This is a genomic window from Streptomyces sp. NPDC006551, from assembly GCF_040611675.1.
Taxonomy (GTDB): Bacteria; Actinomycetota; Actinomycetes; order Streptomycetales; family Streptomycetaceae; genus Streptomyces.
In genome coordinates this window covers 26,510-51,796 of the sequence record NZ_JBEXOT010000011.1, presented here as the reverse complement: position 1 = coordinate 51,796, position 25,287 = coordinate 26,510, and the positions used below count along the sequence as shown (strand labels likewise).

At 68.7% G+C, this 25,287-nt stretch carries 27 protein-coding genes, 1 tRNA gene and 1 pseudogene; 17 read left to right on the top strand and 12 right to left on the bottom strand.

Features of this window, described 5'->3' with window-relative positions; genetic code table 11:
- Nucleotides 1-211 precede the first annotated feature (211 nt).
- Nucleotides 212-964, top strand: a complete 753-nt coding sequence (locus ABZY12_RS13880; RefSeq protein ID WP_356889729.1) for an MBL fold metallo-hydrolase — start codon at nucleotides 212-214, stop codon at nucleotides 962-964.
- Nucleotides 965-1,042: 78 nt separating this feature from the next.
- Here the strand turns inward: ABZY12_RS13880 and ABZY12_RS13875 are convergent, their stop codons facing one another.
- Both ABZY12_RS13875 and ABZY12_RS13870 read right to left on the bottom strand, forming a co-directional pair.
- Nucleotides 1,043-2,308, bottom strand: a complete 1,266-nt coding sequence (locus tag ABZY12_RS13875; RefSeq protein ID WP_356889727.1) for a PTS transporter subunit EIIC — start codon at nucleotides 2,306-2,308, stop codon at nucleotides 1,043-1,045.
- A 249-nt stretch (nucleotides 2,309-2,557) separates the two neighbouring features.
- The gene (locus ABZY12_RS13870; protein WP_356889725.1) at nucleotides 2,558-3,826 is read right to left on the bottom strand and encodes a PTS transporter subunit EIIC; all 1,269 of its coding nucleotides are present in this window, start codon (nucleotides 3,824-3,826) and stop codon (nucleotides 2,558-2,560) included.
- 237 nt (nucleotides 3,827-4,063) lie between these two features.
- On the opposite strand from ABZY12_RS13870, the gene ABZY12_RS13865 reads away from it, so the two are divergent.
- The 4 genes from ABZY12_RS13865 to rdgB all read left to right on the top strand — a co-directional run bounded on the left by ABZY12_RS13865 (nucleotide 4,064) and on the right by rdgB (nucleotide 6,193).
- The gene (locus ABZY12_RS13865) at nucleotides 4,064-4,297 is read left to right on the top strand and encodes a PTS glucose/sucrose transporter subunit IIB (protein WP_093660495.1); all 234 of its coding nucleotides are present in this window, start codon (nucleotides 4,064-4,066) and stop codon (nucleotides 4,295-4,297) included.
- A gap of 76 nt (nucleotides 4,298-4,373) precedes the next feature.
- A complete protein-coding gene (rph, locus tag ABZY12_RS13860) occupies nucleotides 4,374-5,105 on the top strand; it encodes a ribonuclease PH (protein WP_356889723.1) in 732 nt (243 codons plus the stop codon).
- A 100-nt stretch (nucleotides 5,106-5,205) separates the two neighbouring features.
- Nucleotides 5,206-5,583, top strand: coding sequence for a hypothetical protein (locus ABZY12_RS13855; RefSeq protein WP_356889721.1), 378 nt, complete (start codon nucleotides 5,206-5,208; stop codon nucleotides 5,581-5,583).
- A 7-nt stretch (nucleotides 5,584-5,590) separates the two neighbouring features.
- The gene (gene rdgB, locus ABZY12_RS13850) at nucleotides 5,591-6,193 is read left to right on the top strand and encodes an RdgB/HAM1 family non-canonical purine NTP pyrophosphatase (protein ID WP_356889719.1); all 603 of its coding nucleotides are present in this window, start codon (nucleotides 5,591-5,593) and stop codon (nucleotides 6,191-6,193) included.
- Nucleotides 6,194-6,305: 112 nt separating this feature from the next.
- Here rdgB and ABZY12_RS13845 read toward each other — a convergent pair.
- From ABZY12_RS13845 to bcp, 3 genes are all read right to left on the bottom strand, one after another.
- Nucleotides 6,306-6,389: transfer RNA gene (locus tag ABZY12_RS13845), tRNA-Leu, on the bottom strand.
- 51 nt (nucleotides 6,390-6,440) lie between these two features.
- The gene (gene proP / locus ABZY12_RS13840) at nucleotides 6,441-7,937 is read right to left on the bottom strand and encodes a glycine betaine/L-proline transporter ProP (protein WP_356889717.1); all 1,497 of its coding nucleotides are present in this window, start codon (nucleotides 7,935-7,937) and stop codon (nucleotides 6,441-6,443) included.
- A gap of 114 nt (nucleotides 7,938-8,051) precedes the next feature.
- Nucleotides 8,052-8,525 (bottom strand): thioredoxin-dependent thiol peroxidase, encoded by a 474-nt coding sequence (gene bcp, locus ABZY12_RS13835; protein ID WP_356889715.1) that lies wholly within the window; start codon nucleotides 8,523-8,525, stop codon nucleotides 8,052-8,054.
- A 123-nt stretch (nucleotides 8,526-8,648) separates the two neighbouring features.
- Here bcp and ABZY12_RS13830 point away from each other — a divergent pair, with 123 nt between their 5' ends.
- From ABZY12_RS13830 to leuE, 5 genes are all read left to right on the top strand, one after another.
- Nucleotides 8,649-8,969 (top strand): DUF3618 domain-containing protein, encoded by a 321-nt coding sequence (locus ABZY12_RS13830; RefSeq protein WP_356889713.1) that lies wholly within the window; start codon nucleotides 8,649-8,651, stop codon nucleotides 8,967-8,969.
- Between the two features lie 47 nt (nucleotides 8,970-9,016).
- Nucleotides 9,017-9,355 (top strand): co-chaperone GroES, encoded by a 339-nt coding sequence (locus tag ABZY12_RS13825; RefSeq protein WP_356889711.1) that lies wholly within the window; start codon nucleotides 9,017-9,019, stop codon nucleotides 9,353-9,355.
- Between the two features lie 178 nt (nucleotides 9,356-9,533).
- Entirely contained in the window at nucleotides 9,534-9,854 is a 321-nt protein-coding gene (locus ABZY12_RS13820) for a multidrug efflux SMR transporter (protein WP_356889709.1), read from the top strand.
- A gap of 224 nt (nucleotides 9,855-10,078) precedes the next feature.
- Nucleotides 10,079-11,572 (top strand): radical SAM protein, encoded by a 1,494-nt coding sequence (locus tag ABZY12_RS13815; protein WP_356889707.1) that lies wholly within the window; start codon nucleotides 10,079-10,081, stop codon nucleotides 11,570-11,572.
- Between the two features lie 63 nt (nucleotides 11,573-11,635).
- On the top strand, nucleotides 11,636-12,292 hold the full coding sequence (leuE, locus tag ABZY12_RS13810) for a leucine efflux protein LeuE (protein WP_356889705.1): 657 nt from the start codon (nucleotides 11,636-11,638) through the stop codon (nucleotides 12,290-12,292).
- Between the two features lie 18 nt (nucleotides 12,293-12,310).
- On the opposite strand, the gene ABZY12_RS13805 is transcribed toward leuE, so the two are convergent.
- On the bottom strand, nucleotides 12,311-14,419 hold the full coding sequence (locus tag ABZY12_RS13805; protein WP_356889703.1) for a transglycosylase domain-containing protein: 2,109 nt from the start codon (nucleotides 14,417-14,419) through the stop codon (nucleotides 12,311-12,313).
- 167 nt (nucleotides 14,420-14,586) lie between these two features.
- Here ABZY12_RS13805 and ABZY12_RS13800 point away from each other — a divergent pair, with 167 nt between their 5' ends.
- The 4 genes from ABZY12_RS13800 to ABZY12_RS13785 all read left to right on the top strand — a co-directional run bounded on the left by ABZY12_RS13800 (nucleotide 14,587) and on the right by ABZY12_RS13785 (nucleotide 18,597).
- Complete coding sequence (locus ABZY12_RS13800) at nucleotides 14,587-15,387, top strand: ABC-2 family transporter protein (RefSeq protein ID WP_356889921.1); 801 nt, start codon at nucleotides 14,587-14,589, stop codon at nucleotides 15,385-15,387.
- Between the two features lie 85 nt (nucleotides 15,388-15,472).
- Nucleotides 15,473-16,249 (top strand): ABC transporter permease, encoded by a 777-nt coding sequence (locus ABZY12_RS13795; protein ID WP_356889919.1) that lies wholly within the window; start codon nucleotides 15,473-15,475, stop codon nucleotides 16,247-16,249.
- A 2-nt stretch (nucleotides 16,250-16,251) separates the two neighbouring features.
- The gene (locus tag ABZY12_RS13790; protein ID WP_356889701.1) at nucleotides 16,252-17,256 is read left to right on the top strand and encodes an ATP-binding cassette domain-containing protein; all 1,005 of its coding nucleotides are present in this window, start codon (nucleotides 16,252-16,254) and stop codon (nucleotides 17,254-17,256) included.
- A 54-nt stretch (nucleotides 17,257-17,310) separates the two neighbouring features.
- Nucleotides 17,311-18,597, top strand: coding sequence for a DUF445 domain-containing protein (locus tag ABZY12_RS13785; protein WP_356889917.1), 1,287 nt, complete (start codon nucleotides 17,311-17,313; stop codon nucleotides 18,595-18,597).
- Nucleotides 18,598-18,764: 167 nt separating this feature from the next.
- Here the strand turns inward: ABZY12_RS13785 and ABZY12_RS13780 are convergent, their stop codons facing one another.
- The 5 genes and pseudogenes from ABZY12_RS13780 to ABZY12_RS13760 all read right to left on the bottom strand — a co-directional run bounded on the left by ABZY12_RS13780 (nucleotide 18,765) and on the right by ABZY12_RS13760 (nucleotide 21,410).
- Complete coding sequence (locus tag ABZY12_RS13780; RefSeq protein WP_356889699.1) at nucleotides 18,765-19,067, bottom strand: hypothetical protein; 303 nt, start codon at nucleotides 19,065-19,067, stop codon at nucleotides 18,765-18,767.
- A 44-nt stretch (nucleotides 19,068-19,111) separates the two neighbouring features.
- A pseudogene (locus ABZY12_RS13775) lies at nucleotides 19,112-19,201 on the bottom strand (excalibur calcium-binding domain-containing protein); the annotation flags it as partial.
- 39 nt (nucleotides 19,202-19,240) lie between these two features.
- The gene (locus ABZY12_RS13770) at nucleotides 19,241-20,095 is read right to left on the bottom strand and encodes a DUF6551 family protein (protein WP_356889697.1); all 855 of its coding nucleotides are present in this window, start codon (nucleotides 20,093-20,095) and stop codon (nucleotides 19,241-19,243) included.
- A 251-nt stretch (nucleotides 20,096-20,346) separates the two neighbouring features.
- The gene (locus ABZY12_RS13765) at nucleotides 20,347-20,565 is read right to left on the bottom strand and encodes a DUF397 domain-containing protein (RefSeq protein ID WP_356889695.1); all 219 of its coding nucleotides are present in this window, start codon (nucleotides 20,563-20,565) and stop codon (nucleotides 20,347-20,349) included.
- On the bottom strand, nucleotides 20,562-21,410 hold the full coding sequence (locus tag ABZY12_RS13760; RefSeq protein ID WP_356889693.1) for a helix-turn-helix transcriptional regulator: 849 nt from the start codon (nucleotides 21,408-21,410) through the stop codon (nucleotides 20,562-20,564). The genes ABZY12_RS13765 and ABZY12_RS13760 overlap by 4 nt, the downstream gene beginning before the upstream one ends.
- 66 nt (nucleotides 21,411-21,476) lie before the next feature.
- Here ABZY12_RS13760 and ABZY12_RS13755 point away from each other — a divergent pair, with 66 nt between their 5' ends.
- Entirely contained in the window at nucleotides 21,477-22,217 is a 741-nt protein-coding gene (locus ABZY12_RS13755; protein ID WP_356889691.1) for an ATP-binding protein, read from the top strand.
- A gap of 89 nt (nucleotides 22,218-22,306) precedes the next feature.
- Entirely contained in the window at nucleotides 22,307-23,404 is a 1,098-nt protein-coding gene (locus ABZY12_RS13750) for a DUF3578 domain-containing protein (protein ID WP_356889689.1), read from the top strand.
- Nucleotides 23,405-23,409: 5 nt separating this feature from the next.
- On the opposite strand, the gene ABZY12_RS13745 is transcribed toward ABZY12_RS13750, so the two are convergent.
- Complete coding sequence (locus tag ABZY12_RS13745; protein ID WP_356889687.1) at nucleotides 23,410-24,423, bottom strand: SEC-C domain-containing protein; 1,014 nt, start codon at nucleotides 24,421-24,423, stop codon at nucleotides 23,410-23,412.
- 62 nt (nucleotides 24,424-24,485) lie between these two features.
- Here ABZY12_RS13745 and ABZY12_RS13740 point away from each other — a divergent pair, with 62 nt between their 5' ends.
- On the top strand, nucleotides 24,486-25,283 hold the full coding sequence (locus tag ABZY12_RS13740) for a class E sortase (RefSeq protein WP_356889685.1): 798 nt from the start codon (nucleotides 24,486-24,488) through the stop codon (nucleotides 25,281-25,283).
- Nucleotides 25,284-25,287: the final 4 nt, after the last annotated feature.

Here is a 25,287-nt window from a genome sequence, read left to right as displayed (position 1 = left end):
CCTCCCGCGCTCACGCGCCCCCAGGTCCATCCGAACCGGTGACAGCGCCCGTGAGTTCGCCCACAACGCGCCACTCACAAGGAGCGACGGGCCCTGCCGCGCCTTACGCTCGTCAGATCGCACGACCTCCCCACAGTGACTGCTCAGCGACTCCACCAGCGACTGTCCCCGCACCCGTCCACGGACGCCCTTCCACGGAGGTTCACGCTCCATGAAGCTCACCGTCGTCGGCTGCTCAGGGTCGTTCCCGTCCGCGGACTCGGCCTGCTCGAGCTACCTCGTAGAGGCCGACGGCTTCCGGCTGCTCCTCGACATGGGCAACGGCGCCCTGGGCGAGCTGCAGCGCCACTGCGGTCTGTACGACCTCGACGCCATCTTCCTCAGCCACCTCCACGCCGACCACTGCATCGACATGTGCGGCTACTTCGTCGCCCGTTACTACCGCCACGAGGGCGGCCGGTGCGACGCCCTCCCCGTCTTCGCCCCGGAGGGCGCCGAGCAGCGCCTGACCACGGCGTACGCGGACACGCCCTCCGACAAGTCGATGAGCGAGGTCTTCGACTTCCGGACCCTGAAGTCCGGCTCCTTCGAGATCGGCCCGTTCTCCGTCCGTACGGAGAAGGTGTGCCATCCGGTGGAGGCGTACGGCATCCGGATCGAGCACGGCGGCCGCTCCCTGACGTACTCCGGCGACACGGGTGTCTGCGACGCGCTGCACGAACTGGCGGCCGGCACGGACCTCTTCCTGTGCGAGGCGTCCTTCACCCACGGCAAGGAGGACATCCCGGCCCTCCATCTCAACGGCCGCGAGGCGGGCGCGGAGGCGGCCCGCTCGGCGGTGGGCCGGCTGGTGCTGACCCACATCCCGCCCTGGACGGACGCCGCCCAGAACCTGGCGGACGCGCGCGCGGTCTACGACGGGCCGGCGGAACTGGCGTACCCGGGCGCGGTCTACGAGATCTGACCGGCCGCGGACGTACGCGTACGGGAAGGGCCCCGGAACCTGAACGGTTCCGGGGCCCTTCCGTCGTGCGGGCGAGGGTCACGCCTTGGTGAGGTCCTCGATCTCCTCCTCGGGCTCGCGGCCCGGCGTGGGGAGGTTGAACTTGGTGATCGCGAAGCGGAACAGCACGTAGTAGACCGCCGCGAAGACCAGGCCGATCGGGATGATCATCCACGGCTTGGTGGCGAGGTTCCAGTTCAGGGCGTAGTCGATGAAGCCGGCCGAGAAGGTGAAGCCGGCGTGGACGCCGAGGGCCCAGGTGACGGCCATCGAGACGGCGGTCAGGACCGCGTGGATCGCGTAGAGGAGCGGCGCGATGAACATGAACGAGAACTCGATCGGCTCGGTCACACCGGTGACGAACGAGGTCAGCGCGAGGGAGACCATCATGCCCGTCACGGCCTTGCGGCGCTCGGGGCGGGCGGAGTGCGCGATGGCGAGGGCGGCGGCCGGGAGACCGAACATCATGATCGGGAAGAAGCCGGACATGAACAGACCGGCGCTCGGGTCACCCGCGAAGAAGCGGTTGAGGTCGCCGTGGACGATCTCGCCCGCCGCGTTGGTGAAGTCACCGATCTGGAACCAGGAGACGGTGTTCACGAACTGGTGCATGCCGACCGGGATCAGCGCGCGGTTGATCAGACCGAACAGGCCCGCACCGCCGGCGCCGAGGCCGGTCATCCACTCGCCGAAGCTGGAGATGCCGTTGCCGATCGGCTCCCAGACCAGGCCGAAGACGACACCGACAGCGGTGCCGACGAAGGCCATGATGATCGGGACGAGACGGCGGCCGTTGAAGAAGCCCAGCCAGTCGACCAGCTTGGTGCGGTGGAACCGCTGCCAGAGCACGGCGGCCAGCAGACCCATCACGATGCCGCCGAGGACACCCGGGTTGTTGTACGTCGCCGCGACGTCGACGCCCTTGTTCGCGGTCGTGTTGACCACGGCCTCGGTCACCGGGAACGCCTTCAGGACGTTGTGGTAGACGAGGAAGCCGACGAGGGCGGCGAGGGCGGTGGAACCGTCGGCCTTCTTCGCGAAGCCGATGGCCACGCCGATGCAGAAGAGCATCGGCAGGTTGTCGAAGACCGCGCCGCCGGCCGTGGCGAACACGGAGGCGACCTTGTCCCATCCGAGCCCGTCCTTGCCGAACACGTCGGGCTGGCCGAGTCGGAGCAAGATACCCGCGGCCGGCAGTACGGCGATCGGCAGCTGCAGGCTGCGACCGACCTTCTGCAGGCCCTGGAACAGGCCGGATCCGCGCTTCTTCGCGGGAGCGGCGGCCTGGGCGGTGGCCGTACTCATACTTCCTCCAGTAAGGCAAGGCGCCGCCAGAGGACAGGGAAAACGGGAGTGACGGCGGCGTCTCGTGGAACGCGGTGGTCTCGACCGCGTGGTCTACACCAATGAGTGGTGTAGACCAGTTTTAGCACGTGAGACTTAGATAAGGAACCTGCGAATTCTGTGTGCCCGCGCCATAGCGGAATGTGAACGACGAAGGCCCCCGGACCTGAGGTCCGGGGGCCTGTCGACCTTCGAAGCGGGGCCGTGGGCTCACGGCTTCGTGATGTCCCGCTCCATCGCCTCCTCGACCTCCTTCGGCTCACGGCCCGGGGTCGGGACGTCGAACTTCGTGATCACGAAGCGGAAGACCAGGTAGTAGACGACGGCGAAGCCCAGGCCGATGGGGATGATCAGCCACGGCTTGGTGCCGAGGTGCCAGTTGACGACGTAGTCGATCAGGCCGGCCGAGAAGCTGAAGCCCGCGTGCACCCCCAGCGCCCAGGTGATCGCCATGGAGGCGCCGGTCAGCAGCGCGTGCAGGCCGTAGAGGAGCGGCGCCGCGAACATGAAGGAGAACTCCAGCGGCTCCGTCACGCCGGTGACGAACGAGGTGAGGCCGACGGAGATCATCAGGCCCGTCACCTCCTTGCGGCGCTCGGGGCGGGCGCAGTGGGCGATGGCGAGGGCGGCGGCCGGAAGGCCGAACATCATGATCGGGAAGAAGCCCGACATGAACTGGCCCGCCGTCGGGTCCTCGGCGAAGAAGCGCGTCAGGTCGCCCTGGACCAGGGTGCCGTCCGGCTTGGTGAACTCGCCCGCCTGGAACCAGAAGAAGGTGTTCAGGAACTGGTGCATGCCGATCGGGATGAGCAGCCGGTTGGCGACGCCGAAGATGCCCGCGCCCCACGACCCGAGATCGATCAGCTGCCTGGCGAACCAGGTGAGGGCGTCACCCACCGGCTCCCAGAGCAGCCCGAACAGCACACCGAGGACGACACAGAGGAACGCCATCATGATCGGCACCAGGCGGCGCCCGTTGAAGAAGCCCAGCCAGTCGACCAGCTTGGTCCGGTGGAAGCGCTGCCAGACCACCGCGGTGAGCAGGCCGATCAGGATGCCGCCGAGCACCCCCGGATTCTGCGGTACGCCCTCCGGGACGTCCGCCGTCACCGTGCCCTCGCGCGGGAACGCCTTCAGGACGTTGAAGTAGACGAGGAAGCCGACCACCGCCGCGAGCGCCGTGGAGCCGTCCGCCTTCTTGGCGAAGCCGATCGCCACGCCGATGCAGAAGAGAAGGGGCAGGCCGAACGAGCCGTCGAGGATCGCCGTGCCGCCCTTCATCAGCACGTCGGAGGTCCGGTCCCAGAAGGCGCCGTGGAGGTAGGCGGAGAAGAGATTGCCCAGACTGACCAGCAGACCGGCCGCGGGCAGCACGGCGACGGGGAGCTGCAGGCTGCGCCCCACCTTCTGGAGCCCTTGGAAGAGGCCGTTCCGCCAGTTCCTCTTCCGCGGTGCGGCGGCGGCGCTGTCGCTGCTCATCGGCGTCCTCCCTGGTTCCGGAACAAGCGCGCCCCGGCTCGCGTTGCACACTGGTGTAGACCAGTTGCGATAGGCTCCCCGAGGCCCGCCGAGGGCAGGGCGCCGGTGATCGTCATCATTCGGCAGAACCACTGCACCCGCTCGCGAAGTTGGGCCAACCGTGGGTTACCGTGACAAAGCGGACCGTGGGTGCGCCGGGACTTACGTTCTCCGAACGGAACGGACAGGGAGAAACACATGGCCAGCAAGGCTGAGAAGATCGTCGCCGGGCTCGGCGGCATCGACAACATCGAAGAGGTCGAGGGCTGCATCACCCGCCTGCGCACCGAGGTCGTCGACCCCAGCAAGGTGGACGAGGCCGCGCTGAAGGCCGCCGGCGCCCACGGCGTCGTGAAGATGGGAACCGCGATCCAGGTCGTCATCGGCACCGACGCCGACCCGATCGCCGCCGACATCGAAGACATGATGTGAGCCACCCGCTCATCTGAAGGAGGGCCCGTTCCGGCAGGGGAACGGGCCCTCCTTCGTGTACGGCTACGCTCGTCCTATGTCTCGTATCGACGGTCGTACCCCCGAACAGCTCCGCCCCGTCACCATCGAACGCGGTTGGAGCAAGCACGCCGAGGGCTCCGTCCTCATCTCCTTCGGCGACACCAAGGTCTTCTGCACCGCCTCCGTGACCGAAGGCGTCCCGCGCTGGCGCAAGGGCAGCGGAGAGGGCTGGGTCACCGGCGAGTACTCGATGCTCCCCCGCTCCACCAACACCCGCGGCGACCGCGAGTCCGTCCGGGGCAAGATCGGCGGCCGCACGCACGAGATCTCCCGCCTCATCGGCCGCTCCCTGCGCGCCGTCATCGACTACAAGGCGCTCGGCGAGAACACCATCGTCCTCGACTGCGACGTCCTCCAGGCCGACGGCGGCACCCGCACCGCCGCCATCACCGGCGCGTACGTCGCCCTCGCCGACGCCGTCGCCTGGGCCCAGGGCAAGAAGCTCGTCAAGGCCGGCCGCAAGCCGCTCACCGGCACCGTCGCCGCCGTGTCCGTCGGCATCGTCGACGGCACGCCCCTCCTCGACCTCTGCTACGAGGAGGACGTGCGCGCCGAGACCGACATGAACGTCGTCTGCACCGGCGACGGCCGCTTCGTCGAGGTCCAGGGCACCGCCGAGGCCGAGCCCTTCGACCGCAAGGAGCTCAACGCACTCCTCGACCTCGCCTCCGGCGGCTGCGCCGAGCTCGCCGAGATCCAGCGCAAGGCCCTCGAAGGCACGCTGTAGCACGCTGTGGCAACCACGGACGCCCGGCCGGGCGTCTACGTGGACACGGGCGCACGGTACGAACCGCGCGCCCGTTCCGTACACCAGGGGAGGACCTGACGTGAAGCGCCGACTCGCACTCGCCGTGACCACCGCCGCCGCACTCACCGCACTCGTCGGCTGTGGAGCCCTCGACAAGGCGATGGACTGCGTCGCCACCGCCGAGGCCATCGCCACCAGCGTCGACAAGCTGCAGCGGGCGGCGTCGAACGCAACCAACGACCCGACCCAGCTCAACGAGGCCCTCAACGAGATATCCACGGAGCTGGGCAAGCTCAAGGACACGACCGACAACGCCGATCTGTCCAAGGCCGTCGACGACCTCACCAAGGGCGTCGAGTCCGTCCGTACCGCCGTCGAACAGGGCGACGCGACTCCCGACATCAAGCCCGTCACCGACGCGGCCGGCGAGATCGGCAAGGTCTGCACCCCGGGATAATCAGCCCATGACCCGTCTGATCCTCGCCACCCGCAACGCCGGGAAGATCACCGAACTCCGCGCGATCCTCGCCGACGCCGGTCTGCCCCACGACCTCGTCGGCGCGGACGCGTACCCGGAGATCCCCGACGTCAAGGAGACCGGCGTCACCTTCGCCGAGAACGCCCTCCTCAAGGCCCACGCCCTGGCCCGGGCCACCGGCCTGCCGGCCGTCGCCGACGACTCCGGTCTCTGCGTCGACGTCCTGAACGGCGCCCCCGGGATCTTCTCGGCCCGCTGGGCCGGCACCCACGGCGACGACCGCGCCAACCTCGAACTCCTCCTCGCCCAGCTCTCCGACATCGACGACGCCCACCGCGGCGCCCACTTCGCCTGCGCGGCCGCCCTCGCCCTGCCCGACGGCACGGAGCGCGTGGTCGAGGGCCGCATGTCCGGCACCCTGCGCCACGCGCCGGTGGGCACGAACGGCTTCGGCTACGACCCGATCCTCCAGCCGGAGGGGTACGAGGTGACGTGCGCGGAGCTGACGCCGCAGGAGAAGAACGCGATCAGCCACCGGGGGAAGGCGTTCCGGGCGCTGGTGCCGGTGGTGCGCGAGCTGCTGGGCTGAACAGCGCCGCGAGCGCCGTAAGCCGTAAGCCGCGCACGCCGTAAGACCCGTGCGCCGTAAGCCGCGAACACCGAAGGGCCGCACCTGTCCGGTGCGGCCCTTCGGTGTGCGGTGCGGCCGGAGGGACTCGAACCCTCACGGGTGTTACCCCACTGGGACCTAAACCCAGCGTGACTGCCAGTTCCACCACGGCCGCGTGCGCTGCGCGTCCATCGTAATGGGCGGGGCCGACGCGCAGGCGGGAGCGTCAGAACTTCGGCTCGGGCGCCTGCGCCAGCACCAGTTCCGCCGCCTCCTCCTCGGTCTCCACCGACGGCGGCGACCCCTCCAGGGGCTGTCGCGCGGTCTCCTTCATGCAGGCCACCGCGACCACGCCGACCAGCGCCGCGCCCATCGCGTAGTACGCGGGCATCAGATTGCTGCCGCTCACCCCGATCAGCGCGGTGATGACGAGCGGCGTCGTACCGCCGAACAGCGAGGCCGACAGGTTGTAGCCCACCGAGAGGGAGCCGTAGCGCACGTTCGTCGGGAAGAGCGCCGGCAGCGCCGCCGACATGGTCCCGAGCATGCAGACCAGCGACAGACCGAGCATCAGCATGCCCGCCGTGATCGCCGGGATGCCGCCCATGCCGATCAGCAGGAACGCCGGGAGCGACAGGAAGAGGAAGCCGAGCATGCCCGCCATCAGGACCGGCTTGCGCCCGAAACGGTCGTTCAGCCGCCCCACCTGAGTGACGATCAGCATCAGGAACACCATCACCAGCAGCAGGATCAGCAGGCCGTGCGTCTCGCTGTAGCCGAGTTCGTCCGAGAGGTACGTCGGCATGTACGAGAGCAGCATGTAGTCGGTGATGTTGTACGCGCCCACCAGGGCGATGCACAGGATCAGCGTCGGCCACTGCTGCCGGAAGATCCTGGCCAGGTCGCCCTTGGCGGAGGTCTCCACGGTGTCCCCGGTCTCCGAGGCGTGCGCCGACTCGTGCTCCAGTTTCCGGAACGCGGGCGTCTCGTCGAGCCGCATCCGCAGATAGAGGCCCACCAGGCCGAGCGGCCCGGCCACCAGGAACGGCACGCGCCAGCCCCAGGACTCCATCGTGTCGGGGCCGAGCCAGGCGGTGAGCGCCGTGACCAGCCCCGCCGCGGCGACGTAACCCGCCAGGGTGCCGAACTCCAGGAAGCTGCCGAAGAAGCCCCGGCGGCGGTCGGGGGCGTACTCCGCGATGAAGGTCGACGCACCGCCGTACTCCCCGCCGGTGGAGAAGCCCTGGAGCATCCGGAAGAAGACCAGCAGGACCGGCGCCCAGAACCCGATCGAGGCGTACGACGGGATCAGGCCGATCGCGAAGGTGCCGACCGCCATCAGGATCATGGTCAGCGCCAGGACCTTCTTGCGGCCGATCCGGTCCCCCATCGGGCCGAAGACCATCCCGCCGAGCGGGCGGACCAGGAAGGCGACCGCGAACGTCGCGAACGAGGACAGCAGCTGCGCCGTTTCGTTCCCGGCCGGGAAGAAGACATGCCCGAGGGTGACGGCGAGGTAGGCGTAGATGCCGAAGTCGAACCACTCCATGGCGTTGCCCAGCGAGGCGGCCTTCACGGCCCGCTTGACCGCGGCCTCGTCCGTCACCGTGATGTCCGTACGCCGCAGTCTGGGCTGCTGCCGCCGCGTGATGGCCCGGAACAGCCGGGGGTGGCGTCTGCGGGCATCGGGGTCGGCCGCGGTGTCGGGGGCGGTGGCCGGCATGACCGTACGTCCTTTCTCGGTGCGTGGAACTCCAAGAGGAACATCTGCACGGTCACGCCGTTCACAAACGGAAGTCACCGGGCAATGGGACTTCCGTCACGTTCGGCAAGGACCTCAGCCGGTGATCTGCAAGTCCTTGATGATCTTGGCGACATGGCCGGTCGCCTTCACGTTGTACAGCGCGCGCTCGACCTTGCCCTCCTCGTCGACGACGATCGTCGAGCGGATGACGCCCGTCACCGTCTTGCCGTACAGCTTCTTCTCGCCGAAGGCGCCGTACGCCGCCAGGACCTCCTTTGACGGGTCGCCGACCAGCGTGACCTTCAGGGACTCCCGCTCACGGAACTTCGCCAGCTTCTCCGGCTTGTCGGGGGACACGCCGATGACGTCGTAGCCCGCACCGGCCAGCAGCTCCAGGTTGTCCGTGAAGTCGCACGCCTGCTTGGTGCAGCCGGGGGTCAGGGCCGCGGGGTAGAAGTAGACGATCACCTTGCGGCCCTTGTGGTCCGCGAGCGAGACCTCGTTGCCGTCCGCGTCGGGCAGGGTGAAGGCAGGGGCGGTGTCGCCGGGCTGAAGTCGCTCGCTCATGGCTCTCCTCGGAGGATGTACGCGTACGCCGCCAGAGCCTAATGGGGGTCGGGGACGACTCGACGGCGTCAAAGCTGACAGACTGTCCATCAACGAACCGATGACGACAACGGAGGCAGCGCGGTGTCGGACGCCAGGACCCCTGCGCAGATCGAGGCGGACATCGTCCGCCGGCGCGACCAGCTCGCCGAGACTCTGGACGAGATCGGCATTCGGGTGCACCCGAAGACGATCATCGGCGACGCGAAGGCGAAGGTGACCTCCACGGTCGACCACACCGCCGGCCGCGCGTTCGTCGCCGTCAACCGGACCGTGTCCGGCGTGAAGGCCCGTTTCACCCACGACGACGGCGCGCCGCGCCTCGAACGGGTCGTTCCGGTGGCCCTGGTCGCCGTGGCCCTCGTCGGGCTGATCGCGATGTCCTCCCGTAAGCGCAAGGGATGACCCCTCCCGAGGTACGGCCGACACGCCCGGACAGGTAGGTTCGAAGCGTGAGCGAGAACACCCACGACAAGCTGCCCATCAGGATGCTGCACGACCGTGTCCTGGTCCGGACCGACTCCCCCGAGGGTGAGCGGCGCTCCGGCGGCGGCATCCTGATTCCGGCCACCGCCGCCGTCGGCCGCCGGCTGGCCTGGGCCGAGGTGGTCGCCGTCGGCCAGAACGTCCGTACGGTCGAGACCGGCGACCGGGTCCTGTACGACCCCGAGGACCGGGCCGAGGTCGAGGTCCGGGGCGTGGCGTACGTACTGATGCGGGAGCGCGACCTGCACGCGGTGGCCGCGGACCGGTTCGAGGGAACCAAGGACTCCACGGGTCTGTACCTGTAGCCGCACCTGGAGCCCCGGACTTTCGCGCGAGACCTGGTGACCGTCGTCACCAGGTCTTTTGTCTGCCTTTTGCTAGGCTGGGCCTACCCGACGAGACGCGCCGTACCGGGCCTCCTCCCGCAGGAAACGCAAAGACGACGCACCCCTGTTGATCCGTCTCGCGGAGGTGTTCGTCGTCATGGCCTGGGTTCTTCTCGTCGTCGCCGGTCTGCTCGAGGTCGGCTGGTCGATCGGTATGAAATACACCGACGGCTTCACCCGCCTCTGGCCCAGCGTGTTCACGGCCGCCGGGATCGTCGCCTCCATGCTGCTGCTCTCACAGGCCGCCAAGACGCTGCCGATCGGCACGGCGTACGGCGTCTGGGTCGGCATCGGCGCGGCCGGCGCGGCGGTGCTCGGCATGCTGGTCCTCGGCGAGCCGGCGACCGCCGCGCGCATCTTCTTCGTCTGCCTGCTCCTGGTCGCGGTGGTGGGCCTGAAGGCGACGTCGGGTCACTAGCGCCTGTCCGGCGGTACGAGCGGCACCACCCCTGAGGTGCCGCGTCGCGCTGGCTTGATCATTTCCATGTGGCCGGATGGAATCATAGGGTCCGCTTTCAGACGCGACCCTGGCTGATCGGTGGCTGTTGCATGCACATTCCGCATGCAAAGGTTCATGATCCGTCCGCGCGGACGGGCCGCTGCCCGCCCGTCCGCTTCGCTCTACCTGTGCCAGGTGATGCAATGACGTTGAAGGTGCTGCTCGCGAACGCCCCCAACCCCACGGCCAACAGGAACGCCTCGAACTACGCCTGCTATCCGCACATCGGGATCGTCCAGCTCGCCACGGCGACGCGCGAGGCGTTAGGCGACCGGGTCGACATCCGGGTCGTCGACGGCGGCATCGGCAACACCGAGACCGTGCGCCAGGCCGTGCGGGCCTTCGCGCCCGATGTCGTCGGGATCAGCGCGCTGACACCGACCTACTCGGAGGCCCTGAAAATCGCCGACACGGCCAAGGCGTGCGGGGCGAAGGTCGTCCTCGGTGACGATCACGCGATCTTCTTTCCCGAGATGATCCTGCGCAACAGGCCGCAGATCGACTACGTGATAGCCAACGACGGCGGCGAGACTCCCTTTGTGGAACTGGTCCGCGCTCTGGTCGACGGCACCAGCGTGGCCGAGGTGTCCTCGCTCGCCTACCGGCACGACGGCCGGGTCCATCTCAACCCGGCTCCGAAATACGCCCTTTCGCTGCGGAACACCATTCCGGATCTGTCCTTCATCGACGACGTGCTCGACGTCTACGCCGACAACTACCGTACGCAGTTCGGCCACCTCCACGGCCACGAGGTGCGGCCGGTGACGGTGAACAACGCACGCGGCTGCGAGAACGGCTACAAGCGCTGCACCTACTGCTCGATCGCCGATCTGACCGTCGACACGGGTGACCCGCGCGGTTTCTGGAAGGCGATCGACTGGTACAACCGCGAGCACGGGATCAATCTGTTCTTCGAGGTCTACGACAGCTTCACCGCGAGTCCGCGCTATGTGGACGCCCTCATCGACGCCACGCCGCCGCACCTGAAACGCCGTATCGACAACGGTGAACTGCAGGTCATGGTCTACGCGCGCGCCCTCGGGCTGACCAAGCGGAACAACGTCGACAAGCTCCGGCGGCTCGGCGTCACGCGCGCCAACATCGGTCTGGACGCCGCCGACCCCGAGATGCTCGAGGCCCAGCGGAAGAACAAGACGACCGGCGAAACCAATCTCGAAGCCATCCGCACGCTGAATAAGGCCGGCATCTCGGTCCATGCCTCGTACATCGCGGGCGCTCCGGGAGAGCGGCCGGAGACGCTGGACCGCACCATCACCGGGATCCGGCAGATGCTGGGCGAGGTGGAACTCTCCTCGGTCGAGTTCTCACGCTTTATTCCGTTGCCGAACAGCCCGGCGTGGGATCTGCTGGTCGACTACGAACGGCCGAACTTCTTCAAGAGCAGCGCCGAGATCGACAGTTATCTGACCGCTCTGGGAATCACGTTCACGCGGGAGGACCGAGAGGAGATGTTCGCCAGGTTCGGAGATCAGGACTTGCTCGACATCGACGAGTTGGGTGCCTTCTGGGCGGACAACTTCACACACATCAGTGAGAAGTACGCGCTGGAACGCATCGGCGAGGTGGACCAGATGGTGAGCGCGCACAACGTGCGTACGGGCAACAACGTCGGATAGCCGTGAACTCCCCGGGGCCCGGCCGGCGCCGGGCCCCCGAGGGGCGAGGAGAAAGGTGCCGGAATGCTGGGAGTGGAGAATCTGCTCACCTATGCCCTGGGCGCTCTGCTGATCATTCTGCTGCCGGGGCCGAGTTCCCTCTTCACGCTGTCGGTCGCCGCACGGCTGGGGATCGGAGCCGGCTATCACGCCGCGGCGGGCGTGTTCCTGGGCGAGACCTTGCTCATGGTGGCGACGGCGGCCGGGCTCGCCTCGCTGCTCCAGACCAACGAGCTGCTGTTCGCCATCGTGAAGTATGCCGGGGCCGGCTATCTGACCTGGATCGCCGTGGGCATGATCCGGGCGGCATGGGCGATGTGGCGCCGCTCCGACGAGAAGACGTCGGGGGATTCGGAGGCCGCCCCGGACCCGTCGACGGGCGGACGGCTGTTCCGGCGCTCCTTGGTGATCACCGTCCTGAACCCGAAGGCGATCTTGTTCTTCATCTCGTTCTTCGTGCAGTTCGTCGACCCCGAGTACGCGTACCCGGGGATGTCCTTCGCCCTCCTCGCCCTCGTCTACCAAGTCATCAGCGTCGCGTACGTGACCGCGCTGATCCTCGGCGGCACCTATCTCGCCACGCAGTTCCGCCGCCGGAAGAAGCTGTCGGCGGGCCTCACGACGGGGGCGGGAGCGCTGTTCCTCGGATTCGCGGCGAAGCTGGCCACGACGAGCAACTGAGCGTGCGGTCGGCGCCCCTCACGGCCGGGACGGCACAGGCAGGGCGGCCTGCTCGCCTCGGGGCGCCGACGGGTCCCCCGGGAGGACCACGGCGTCGGGACGGTGCGCGTCCGGCGGCTCGAGGAGTTCCTCCGCGCCTTCCGCGAGCTGGAGGTCGAACTCCCGCGGCTCCGTTCCGGCCAGCGCCTCCCGGGTGAACTGGCCCCAGATCTCCGCCGGCGGCCCGCCCCCGTTGATCCGGGGCTGGCCGAGCGCTCCGTACAGCGGCTTCTGCTCGCCCGTCCGCGGGTCCTGGCCCATCATCGTGACCACCGTCGCCAGATCGGGCGTGTACCCCGCGAACCAGGCGGCCCGGTCGTGCTCCGCCGTGCCCGTCTTGCCGGCCGCCGGCCGGCCGGCCGACAGCGCCGCCGTACCCGTACCGCTCTCCACCACGCCGCGCAGGATCGCCGTCGTCGTGTCGGCGGCCTCCCGGGTGACGACCTGCCGGCTCTCCGAGGCCGGCAGCTCCAGTTCCTGGCCGTTCCTGGTGACCTTGTCGACCAGCGTGTACGCGCCGTGCCTGCCGTGGTTGGCGAGGGTCGCGTACGCCTCCGCCATGTCGAGGGCGCTCGCGGTGGCGGCGCCGAGGGCGATCGACGGGGAGGCGTTGAGGTCGGGGGTGTCCGGGGGCAGTCCGAGGGCGATCGCGGTCTCCTTGACCTCGGCCGGGCCGACGTCGACCGCCATCTGGGCGTACACCGCGTTGACCGAGCTGTCGGTGGCGGAACGGACGGTGATCTCGCCGTACGACACGTCGTCCTCGTTGGCCGGGTCGTACAAGCCGCCGTCCCAGCCCTCCACCGGACGCTTGTTGGTGCCGTCGTAGAACGTGTTCGGGGTGATGGGGCGGCCGTCCTGCGTCTGGGCGGCGTTCTCGACGGCCGCGGTGAAGACGAAGGGCTTGAAGGCGGAGCCGACCTGGTAGTCGCGGCGGGTGGCGTTGTTGACGTACTGCCGGGTGTAGTCGACGCCGCCGTACAGGGCGACCACCCGGCCGGTCGCCGGGTCGATCGCCGCGCCCCCCACCCGGACGAAGCTGTCGGCCGGGTTCCGTGCCGGGTCGAGCCGGGACATCACCTGGTCGTCGACGGCGGCGACGAAGGCGTCCTGCTTGCTCTTCTCCAGGGTGGTGGTGATGCGGTGGCCGCCGCGGGCCAGGGTCTTCTCGTCGATGACGCCGCTGCTCGTCAGATGGTCCTCGACGGCCTGGACGATGTAGCCGCGCTGGCCGGACAGCCCGGTCGCGGGTCGGGCGTTCTGCGGTGCGGGGAAGGCGATGACGGCCCGGGCGGCGGGCGTGAGCCACCGCTCCTTGACCATGCCGTTCAGGACGTACTTCCAGCGGGCGAGCACCTTGTGCCTGTTCTCCGGGTGGGTGGCCACGTCGTAGGCGGTGGGGGCCTTGAGCAGCGAGGCGAGGTAGGCGCCCTGGGCGGTGTCGAGCTGCTCGGCGTCCTTGCCGTAGTAGGCGCGGGCGGCGGCCTGGATGCCGTAGGCGTTGCGGCCGAAGTAGCTGGTGTTCAGATAGCCCTCGAAGATCTCGTCCTTGCTCTTCTCGCGGTGGAGCTTGATGGCGATGAAGAACTCCTTCACCTTGCGGGCGACGGTCTGTTCCTGGCCCAGGTAGTAGTTCTTGACGTACTGCTGGGTGATGGTGGAGCCGGACTGCCGGCCCTTGCCGGTGAGGGTGTTCCAGGCGCCGCGGATCATGGCCTTGGGGTCGACGGCCGGCTGGGAGTAGAAGTCCCGGTCCTCCGCGGCGAGTACGGCGTGCCGGACGGCCCGCGGGACACGTGCGAGGCGGAGGTTCTCGCGGTCGACCTCGCCGTCCCGGGCGATCTGGGTGCCGTCCGCGTAGAGGTAGACGTTGGACTGGGCGGTCGCGGCGGCGTTCGCGGGCGGGATGTCCACGAGCAGGTACCCGGTGAGGAAGCCGCCGGTCAGCAGCAGAGCGGCGAGCAGCAGTGCGCCGAACAGCATCCGCAGGAGGCGCCGGGGGCGGCTCTTCTTGACCTTGGGGGGCCGGATGGGGACGGTGGGGTCCCTGCGTGGCCAGCCGGGCTGCGGGGGCTGTTCGACGCTCATGTGTGAGCTCCTCCCGTACCGAATGAAGGGGACATGGCCACCCCATACTGCACTCATTCGGACAAAAGCCATGAATGCGACTCGAAAACGGCTCGCGGTGGTGGTGGCCGCCCCGCTAGGGTCGTGCGCTTCGGTGTCGCCGACGGGGCGTCAGGAGGGAGCGTGTGGTGCGGCTGTACGCGACGGTCGCCGTGGGTGGGTTCCGGCGCCATGCCACGTACCGCATGGCCACGGCGGCGGGGGTGTTCACCAACACCGTCTTCGGCTTCATCCTGTCGTACACCTATATCGCCCTGTGGGACGAACGGCCCCGGCTCGGCGGGTACGACATGGCCGACGCGCTCGCCTACGTGTGGATCGGACAGGCGCTGATCGCCGTCTGCGGGCTGATGGGCGGTGGGTTCCAGGAAGAGCTGATGGAACGGATCCGGACGGGTGACATCGCCGTCGACCTCTACCGGCCCGCCGATCTGCAGACCTGGTGGTTCTCCTCCAACGCCGGCCGCGCCGCGTACCAGCTGCTCGGGCGTGGCGTCGTGCCGATGGCGATCGGTGCACTCGCCTTCGACTTCACGCTGCCGTCCCGGCCGCTGACCTGGGTGGCCTTCCTGATCGCGGTGGCACTGGGCTCGATCGTCAGTTTCGCGATCTGGTACCTCGTCGCGATGAGCGCGTTCTGGCTGCTCGACGGGCAGGGCGTGGCGCAGGTGGCCTGGCTGGGCGGACTGTTCTTCTCCGGGATGCTGCTGCCGCTCAACGTCTTCCCGGGCGCGCTGGGCGAAGTGGCGCGGGTGCTGCCGTGGGCGTCGATGCTCCAGGTCCCGGCGGACGTGTATCTCGAGCGGTACGAGGGGTGGGGGCTGCTCGGCGCGTACGGCTTCCAGGGCGGCTGGGCGGTGGCGCTGCTCGCGGCGGGGCGGGTGGCGCAGTGGGCGGCGACGCGGAAGGTGGTGGTGCAGGGTGGCTGAGGTCTCCGCGCGCGGAGGGGCTCGGGCGGGGCGAACGGCGCGTACGTACCGGACAGGCGTGGCCGAGGCCTGGCGTACGTACCGGATGGTGGCCGCGATGTGGATCAGGTCGACGATGACCTACCGCGCCTCCTTCGCGCTGACCCTCTTCTCCAGCTTCACCGTCACGTTCTTCGACTTCGTCGTCATCCTGCTGATGTTCGGTCAGGTGCGGGGTCTCGGCGGCTTCTCGTTCGGCGAGGTCGCGTTCCTGTACGGGACGACCGGAACCGCCTTCGGCATCGCCGACCTGACGATGGGCTCGCTCCAGCGGATGGGCAGGCGGGTGCGCGACGGCTCGCTCGACACGTTCCTGATGCGCCCCGCGCCGGTGATCGCGCAGGTGGCGGCGGACCAGTTCGCGCTGCGCCGGCTCGGCCGGGTGGCACAGGGGCTCCTGGTGCTGGTGTGGGGGCTGCTGCTCCTCGACGTGGAGTGGACGGCGGTGAGACTGCTGATGCTGCCGGTGATGATCTTCTGCGGTGCGCTGATCTTCTCGGCGGTGATGGTCCTGGGCGCCTCCACCCTGTTCTGGGCCCAGGACGCCGCCGAGGTCACCAACGCCTTCACGTACGGCGGCAACACACTGCTGCAGTATCCGCCGTCGATCTTCGCGCAGGACCTGGTGCGGGGTGTGGTCTACGTCGTACCGCTGGCGTTCGTGAACTGGCTGCCGGCGCTGTACATCCTCGGGCGCGAGGCGCCGGCCGGGGTGCCGGACTGGGCGGCGTTCGCGTCGCCGCTGGTCGCGGCGGTGTGCTGTGGGCTCGCCGGGCTGGCATGGCGGGCCGGACTTCGTTCGTACCGATCGACAGGGAGCTGAGCGTGTCCTCCATCGACTCCACCGACTCCACCGACTTCATCGAGCTGCAGAACGTCGAGAAGGTCTTCTCGGTTCGCCGGAAGGTGGGTCTCCTCCGCCGTGAGAAGCGGGAGGTCCGGGCGGTCGACGGGATCAGCTTCGGCGTGGCGCGCGGCGAGATGGTCGGCTACATCGGCCCGAACGGCGCGGGCAAGTCGACGACGATCAAGATGCTCACGGGCATCCTGACCCCGAGCGGGGGCCGGCTGCGGGTCGCGGGCATCGACCCGGCACGGGAGCGGACACGGCTCGCGCAGCGCATCGGGGTGGTGTTCGGCCAGCGCACGACGCTCTGGTGGGACCTGCCGCTCAAGGACTCGTACCGTCTGATGCACCGGATGTACCGGATCCCGGACGACCGCTTCGCCGCCAACCTCGCCCGGTGCGTGGAACTCCTGGAGCTGGGGGACCTCCTGGACGTCCCGGTGCGCCAGCTCTCCCTCGGCCAGCGGATGCGCGGGGACATCGCGGCGGCGCTGCTGCACGACCCGGAGGTGCTCTACCTCGACGAGCCGACGATCGGGCTCGACGTGGTGTCGAAGGCACGCGTACGGGAGTTCCTGCGCGAGCTGAACGCCTCCCGGGGCACGACGGTGCTGCTCACCACCCACGATCTGACCGACATCGAGCAGCTCTGCAAGCGTGTGATGGTGATCGACCACGGGCGGCTGATGTACGACGGGGAGCTGGCGGGGCTGCACGCGGTGGGGGAGAGCGAGCGGCTCCTCGTGGTGGACCTGGAGCGGGAGCTGCCGCCGATCGAGGTCGCGGGGGCGCGTTTCGTACGGTCGGAGGGGCCGCGGCAGGTGCTCGCCTTCCCGTCCTCCGCCTCGGCGGCGCCGATCGTGGCGGCGGTGGCGGGGGCGTATCCGCTGGTGGACCTGTCGGTGCGGGAGCCGGACATCGAGGCCGTGATCGCGAAGATGTACGGGGAGGGGGAACTCGGCGTGCGCGCGGGGAGTCCCTGAGATAGGGAGGTGCAGGTGAAGAGCGACACAAGGCCTGAGGGCGCCGGAGGCGGGGTGGCCGCCCGGCCACCGCTGGCGGCGTTCGCGTACACGGCGGCGGACGAGGAGAGAAGCCGCGCCGTACGCCGTATGAAGCGAATCGCGACGGGCCTTCTCCTCGTCGTCGCCGTGATCTATGCCCTGGCCACCTGGGCGGAGAGCGCGGGCCTCGGGGCCTGGGCCGCCTATGTGGCCGCCGCGGCGGAGGCGGGCATGGTGGGCGCGCTGGCGGACTGGTTCGCGGTGACGGCCCTGTTCCGTCGGCCGCTGGGGCTGCCGATCCCGCACACGGCGATCATCCCGACGAAGAAGGACCAGCTGGGTGTCACGCTGGGCTCCTTCGTCGGCGAGAACTTCCTGTCGGCCGAAGTGGTACGGGGACGGCTGCACGCGCTGGGCATCGCCGGCCGCCTCGGCGCCTGGCTCGCCGACCCGGCGCACGCCGACCGGGTCACGAGGGAGCTCTCCACGGCGCTCCGGGGCGCTCTGACCGTCCTGCGGGACTCGGACGTCCAGGCGGTGGTGGGCGAGGCGATCACCCGGCGGGCGGAGGCGGCGGAGATCGCGCCGGGGATCGGCAAGACCCTGGAGAGGATCGTCTCCGACGGCGCGCACCACCGGGCGGTGGACCTGATCTGCGCCCGGGCGCACGACTGGCTGGTCTACCACGGGGACTCGGTGATGGACGCGGTCCAGGGCGGCGCGCCCGGCTGGACGCCGCGGTTCGTGGACCGTCGCGTGGGCGAGCGGGTCTACAAGGAACTGCTCCGCTTCATCACGGAGATGCGCGACATGCCGGCCCACCCGGCGCGGGGCGCGATCGACCGCTTCCTGACGGACTTCGCCGCCGACCTCCAGGCGGACACGGACACCCGCGCGCGGGTGGAGCGCCTCAAGTCGGAGCTGCTGGCCCGGCCGGAGATCCAGGACATCATCGCCTCGGCCTGGGCGTCGGTCCGCGGCCTGATCATCGCGGCGGCCGAGGACGACCAGAGCCAGCTCCGCCTGCGCGCCCGGGCCTCCCTGATCTCCCTGGGCGGCCGGCTGGTGACGGACGGACGCCTCCAGTCGAAGGTCGAGGGCTGGGTCGAGGACGCGGCGGGGTACGTGGTCACGACGTACCGCACGGAGATCACCTCCCTGATCACGGACACGATCGCGAGCTGGGACGCCGACCAGACCTCGAAGAAGATCGAGGCGAACATCGGCCGGGACCTGCAGTTCATCCGCATCAACGGCACGGTGGTGGGCGCGCTGGCGGGCCTGCTGATCTACACGGTGAGCCACGCGCTGGGCGGCTGAGGGGGCGGGGCTAGCGGGGGCGTCCGGGGCGGGGGCGCGCCGGGCTTCCGGGCGGTGCTCTAAGGCGGCGGGCTTCGGGGGTGGTGCGCTGGGCGGGTGAGTTCCGGCTCACCCGCCCGGCGACTGTGGGGAGGTGCTGTGGAATACGTACCGGGCGGGGGTCGCGTTCAGCCCTTGTCCCGGGTGACGGCCCACGAGGTCGCGGCCATGGCCCCGGCGACGGTGAACACGGCCGGCCAGGCCCCGACCTTCTTCGCCAGCGGATGCGACCCGGCGAACGCGGCGACATACCCGGCCCCGAGCCCGGCGGCCACCTTCCCCCCGGCCACCCGCTGCCACTCCCGGACGGCGACCCCACCCGCGGCGGCGAGCACGACACCCCCGAGGGGCCGCTTCTTGCTCCACCGGGCAACGGCATAACCACCGACGAGCCCGGCGGCGGCTACGAGGGGGGAGGGGACGCGGGGCATGAGGGTCACCTTTCGTACGTGTTTCGTCTGACCAGAGGCTAACTTCAGCCCTCGCAGCCGACTCCGTCCCCATCCCGGTCAAGGTGTCGCCCGTACCCGGGGTCGCCCCGGTGTACGGGGGCGGCGCCGGACGCCCCGGCTCACAGACGGGCCGGGTGTCCTGGTCGCTGCGGTTACTCGAAGATGTTCGGGACGGGGATTCGGTTGGTGCGGCGGTTAGCGTTCCACGCGGAGGCAACCGCCAAGTGAGCCGCCTTGAGGCGACCCTTGGTGCCGTCGGCGCGGGTGTTGTTGTTCGTGGCAATCGTCTGGATCTTGGCCTTGAAGGCGGTGGGGTCACCCTGGCGCTTGAGCTTCTGTGCCAGCTCCGTCGGCTTCAACTCGGGATGCTTGGACATCACCGTGGCAATTCCGCCGATAGTGACGGAGTGCCAGGTGTCAGGGGTGCGGCCCCAGGCGTCTTCGGCGATGGTGAGCGACAGGTCCAGGATCTCGGGGCCATGCTCCATGACGATGCTGAGGATCCCCTTGATGCCGCGCACGCTGTTCGCGGTGCTGCTGCCTACCTTTAGCTGATGCTTTTCCAGGACGGTGTTGGTGTCCTGGAAGAGTGGGTGTCCGGCCAGTACGCCGATCCTGAACTCGTCGTTCGGACCGACCTTCGAGGACTCCTTGTTCTTGATGATGAACAGAGACGCCTCGTTGGCGGTCGACAGGTCGAAGTGCACCTCGCAGGCGATGGTCTGGATTGAGTCACGGACTTTCTCCGAGACGGTGACCTTCCCTGTCAGGATGAGCTGGCAGGCGTAGACGCGGTGCATGCCGTCCACGGCGTACTGACCATCCTCGCGCTGCGAGAGGATCGGCGTTCCCAGCGCGGTGGGGACCAGCTTCTCGGCGATGGCCTGCGCCCGCGCTTTGTTGAGGTTGCGCTGGGCGCGAGGGTCGAACTTGATCGACCTCGGGTCCACATGGACGTACTTGATCGGGTGGTCCGGAATGTCGTAGCTGTAAGCCTGGTTGGACAAAGCTTCTCCCCTTGTGTCAGCACCCAGTTGGGGTGACGGCGACACATGGCAGCTCCCGAATGCGGGAGACGGTGACTGAGCGGTGAGCAGGCTATCCAACAACTAGGCCATATGAGTGGTTATTTCATGGAGTGAGGCGGAGCGCTCACCCGGGCCCGCTCGGGCCCCCCGGGTGAGGTGTCACCTCGATCGTCCAGGCTCTCGAAGTGGGGCGAACGAAATGGGCTGACCGATCCTGAAGCAGCTTGGGGTCAGAAGTTGCTAGGGGTGCGAACCGCGGCCGTGACGAAGGATCGCCAAGCCTCTTCCCCCACGGCCACGATGCCGCCTCTGGGTCGCTTCGAGTCCCGTATGAGCGCGCCACCTTCGTCCGACCATGCGCACTCCACGCACTCGCCTCCTGAACCGTTGCTGTAGGAGGACGTGAACCAGTGAGGTGTGGAAGGAGTGTGGACATCCGGGGTGTTCATCTCGCGTAATCCTTCAGCAACGATGTAATCAGCTGGACCGATCGGTGAGGGCTCGCCGCGGCTGCCCTCAGGTTGTCGAAGGCTCTTGTGTACGCGCGTACATCGTCAGCGCCTTCGAGGTAAATGGCGTCGGTGATGCCATCTCTGTACACGATGTCTGGATCTTCGGGATCAGGGAAGCCCATCAGCGTGAAGGAGCCAGTGGCGGGATAGGGGCCGGCGTCGAAAGGCAACACCTGCAAGGTGACGCTCGGGAGTTGCATGGCGCTCAGCACTCGCTCAAGCTGCTCACGCATCAGTGACTGGTCGCCAACCACATTGCGCAGCGTGCTCTCGTGCACGACGAACCACGCGTCCGGCGCGTCGGGGCGGGTGAGCGTCGCCTGCCGTTCCATGCGAACCCGAACAGCCCGTTCAACGTCTTCCGCGGTCATCTGGTTGGTGGCTCGATGCAACTCGACGGCGTACGCCGGCGTCTGCATGAGTCCCGGCAGGAACTCGCACTGGTACTGGCGGAACGTGGAGACGTCCTGCTCCAGGCCGATGTAAATGGAGAACCATGCCGGGATTCCACTGCTGTGCGCCTGCCACCAGCCGCGCGTCTTGGCTTGCCGGGCGAGGGTCTTGAGGAACTCGCGAAGCTCGTCATCAGTCCCGTAGAAGCGGCACAGCGCGTCGATGTCGGAGGGTTGCACTCGGCCTGTGCCGGTCTCCATGCGGTTGACCTTGGACCCGCTCCAGTCCAGTGCTTCTCCTACCTGGGCGCACGTGTAGTTGTGCGCCTCTCGCAGCTTCTTCAGCTCGATTGATAGCCGTCGGCGACGCGCTGTTGGTGAGCCGGCCATCTCAACCCTCTCCTCGTTAGCAGGTGTTCAGTTTCGGCGCAACGGAGCTGAGTTGCCAATCACTCCATGGTGGGAATCCCTCCATGCACATTGCATCTGGGGATGTGCAGCAGAATGCTAGTGGCTCGTCACGATCAGTCATGGGCGTATGGGCTGGAGGCCGGTATGAACCAGGATGGGTGCATGATCCGGAAGCCATGGGAGCTTCCCTTCCTGGCAGAGCCGCAAGAAGTGGGCGCGCTTCGACGCATCGTCCGACTGCACTTGAAGAGGTGGGGGTTGCCACGGCAAACGGAGGTGGCTCAGCTTTGTGTGAGTGAACTCGTCGCGAACGTCATTCGGCACGTTGGCACGGGGACCCCGACAGCACTCCGCCTGTCGATGAATGGCACGTACCTGCGCGTGGAAGTACGCGACCCTGACTGCAGGGCGCTGCCTACGCTGCTGTCCGCTGGTCCTGACGCCGAGTCTGGACGTGGCATGAGGCTCGTGGATGCCACGGCTGACCGATGGGGTGTCCTGCTCGGTTCTGACCACAAGGTGACGTGGTGCGAGATCGCGACCGATCTCTCCACGCCGAATGGGCATGGTGGAGGCGTACGCGTGTCGAGAGCGGAGGCGATGATCTCCCTCTACGGTGCCGTCGCGTCCCCTCGCGCGGTGAACGCGAGCCGACTGAGCATGGCCGTGGCCAAAGACGCGGCGATCGATGTGATGGTGGATCTCCTTCACTGGATGGGCGCCCACGGCTTCGACGCGGACGAGGTGCTGGACATGGCGGAGGCGCGATTCGAGTCAGGCTTGTGATGAGAGAACAGGCGACTTGATGTGGTGCCTTCGTACCCGTGTGCGGCGGCGGGAACGTGATCTAGATTCTCCGCATGGGGATCCGAGACATGCTCAGCGAGGTCGCGAGTACTTACGACCGTACGGCCGGTTCGACGCGTGATGTGAAGGGTCAACAGGTGCTGCGGGGGGTGGCAAGTCGCAAGGATCTCGCCCTTCCGCCGGGTTTCAAGGCCAAGGGGCATGGGGGGCAGACGACTCCGGCGGCGACCCCCTGGATCGGAATCTTCGATGAGAGCGGGGAGAGGGACCCCAAGAAGGGGCTCTACCTCGCCTACATCTTCAGCGCCGATCTGAAGAATGTGACCTTGACCTTGCAGCAAGGGATCACATGGCTAGAAGAGCGGCTGGGCAGGGGTGTCGCGCGGGAGGCGCACCTGCGCCATCACGCGGCGCGGCTCCGCCGGGCCGTAAGGCGCCAGGAGCGGCAGGGGTGGGCCGACGAGCCCGAACTACGGGACAGGGCGGCGCGCCCTCGCGCTTATGAGGCGGCCAGTGTCATCGCTAAGTCCTATGACACGGCCGCTCTGCCCAGCGATGTCGCCTTGATGGAGGACTTGCTGGTCGCCATCGATTCGCTGCGACGTGCTGAAGAGGCCGACCGAGTCTGGTGGATGAGCGACGACGCGAATGCCCTGGAGATGTCCTACGCGCCGGGCGGCCACGCTCAGCCGGTCACCGATCCGCTGGCGGGCTTCCAGCCGAAGAACAGCAGCGAGTACGTGGCGCAGATTACGGCCCGGCAGCAGGTCAAACAGCGAAGCCACGAGAAGCTGGTCGAGGACTTCGGCCACTTCGTCGCCCAGCGGGGGTACGTCCCCATCACGCGAGGCCAGCACCCCAAAGATCTCGTACTGCGGCGTTCCGGTGCCGAGGCGGAATCGGACGCCGAGTGGTTGATCGAAGCGAAGGTCGTGCGCAGGGGCAACCCCACGAAGGCGGTCCGGGAGGCCGTGGGGCAGCTCTACGAGTACCGCCACTTCCTCTACGAGCGGCAGCGCGAGCCCTTCCTCATAGGGCTGTTCTCCGAAGAGATCGGTGTCTACGCCCCGTACCTGGAGGAATGCGGCATCGCCTCGATCTGGCGTGACGGCGCCCGATGGGGCGGCTCCTCCAAGGCGCAGGAGTGGGGGCTTGCCTCGGAGTAGGCCGGTCAGGCGTCCTCGCCGCCGTGGCACTCGCCGTACGTGCGGTCCGAGCCGCACCAGCAGGCCGCGGCGCGGGGCGGGGGCCAGGAGGTGGCGCGGCCGCGGGCTGCCAAGGTGGTGGCGTATTGGGGGAGGAGGTCCGCGTTGGCCGGGGAGGAGGCTTCGGAGGCGGCGAAGGCTTCGTAGGAGGGGACCGTCGCCGGGACGATGCCGAGGTTGGGGGTGCCGGCCTGGGCGAGTTCGCGGAGGGACGCTTCGATGTCCGTCAGGTGGGCCCGGTAGGTGGGGTACTCGGCTTCGAGTTCCGGGTAGGCCGCCAGGAGCTCGTCCAGTTCCGCCTCAGGCCAGTGGAGGACCGCCACCGGGAAGGGGCGGGAGAGGGCCGTGCGGTAGGAGCCCAGTTCGCTGCGGAGGCGGGTGATCTCGGCCTGGAGCTCGGCCGGGTCCGAGGAGCCCAGGGACCACAGGCGCTTAGGGTCGTGGAGTTCGTCCAGGGGGACGTCCGCCGTGTGGACGGCGTCCGCCAGCATGTCCCAGTCGTCGTGGGGGAGCGCCAGCATCCTGCGGACCCGGTGGCGGGACTTCAGGAGGGACTGGGTGGCGTGCGGGACGTCCTGGTAGTCCTGCGTGGAGCCCAGCAGGAGCGTCGCCGCCTCCGTGAAGACCGCCTCCGACTCCTCCAGCTCGTCATGCGCCTCCAGCGTCGCCGCGACGATCTCCCACGGCCCCGCCTCCTCGGGAGCCGATGTGCGCACGCCCTCGATGATCGCGCGCGCCTCCGCCTCGTGGCCGTACTCCCACAGGTTCGCAGCCTTCAGCGCCCGGATCAGATGCGGATCCGCGGGCTCCGAGGCCAGCAGTGTGTCGTACAGCCGCGTCGCCCGCGCGCGCTCGCCCGCCAGTTCCAGGTGGGCCGCCGCCTGGAGCAGCAGGGGTTCCTGGTCCTCCGGGTACCGCTCGGCGGTGCGCAGCAGGCGCTCGGCTTCGGTGGTGTGATCGGCAGGCATGTCGGGGCGCATGATGAATACCGTACTGCTGTACCCCCCTGGAGAGTTGGCGCGGCAGCGCTTATCGTGCCCGCGTGCGGGACAGGGTGGGTGCCAGGGTGCCGGTGGTCGTCCAGACGCGCGGGGTGCGCAGCGCGCCCGCCCGCGTGCTGTGGGTGTGTGCCGAGTCCGTCGTCACCTGCGGTGTCGTGATCCTCCTTCTCGTCGTCCACCAGCTCTGGTGGACCAACCAGCAGGCCCGGGCGGCCGCCACGGAACAGGTCCGGGTCCTGGAGCGGGAGTGGGAGATCCCAGGATCCCCGGCCTCACCCGAGGCGGAGACCCCGTCCGAGACCGAGCCCGAGGACCCGCCCGAGCCCACGGTGAGCCCGCCGCCCCCGGCCGAGCCGGCCACCCGCCCCCGGTCAGGCGCCCCGGCCTCCTCCTCCGCCTACGCCGTCCTCCGCATCCCCCGCATCGGCCTCACCGCCCCCGTCGCCCGCGGCATCGGCAAGAGGTCCGTCCTCGACAAGGGGTACGTCGGCCACTACCCCCGTACCGCCGCGCCCGGCCGGCCCGGGAACTTCGCCCTCGCCGGGCATCGCAACACCCACGGCGAGCCGTTCCGGTACGTCAACCGGCTCCGCGCCGGCGACGAGATCACCGTACGGACCAGGGACGGGGAGTACCTCTACCGCGTCGACCAGGTGCTGCCCCAGACCTCCCCCCGGGACATCGGCGTCATCGCGCCCGTTCCCCGCTCGCTCGTCAAGCCCTCCTACGGCTACTCCGCGCCCGGCTCCTACCTGACCCTGACGACCTGCACCCCCGAGTTCAGTTCCGCCTACCGGCTCATCGTCTGGGCGAAGCTGGTCTCCGCCTCCCGTAGGTGACCTG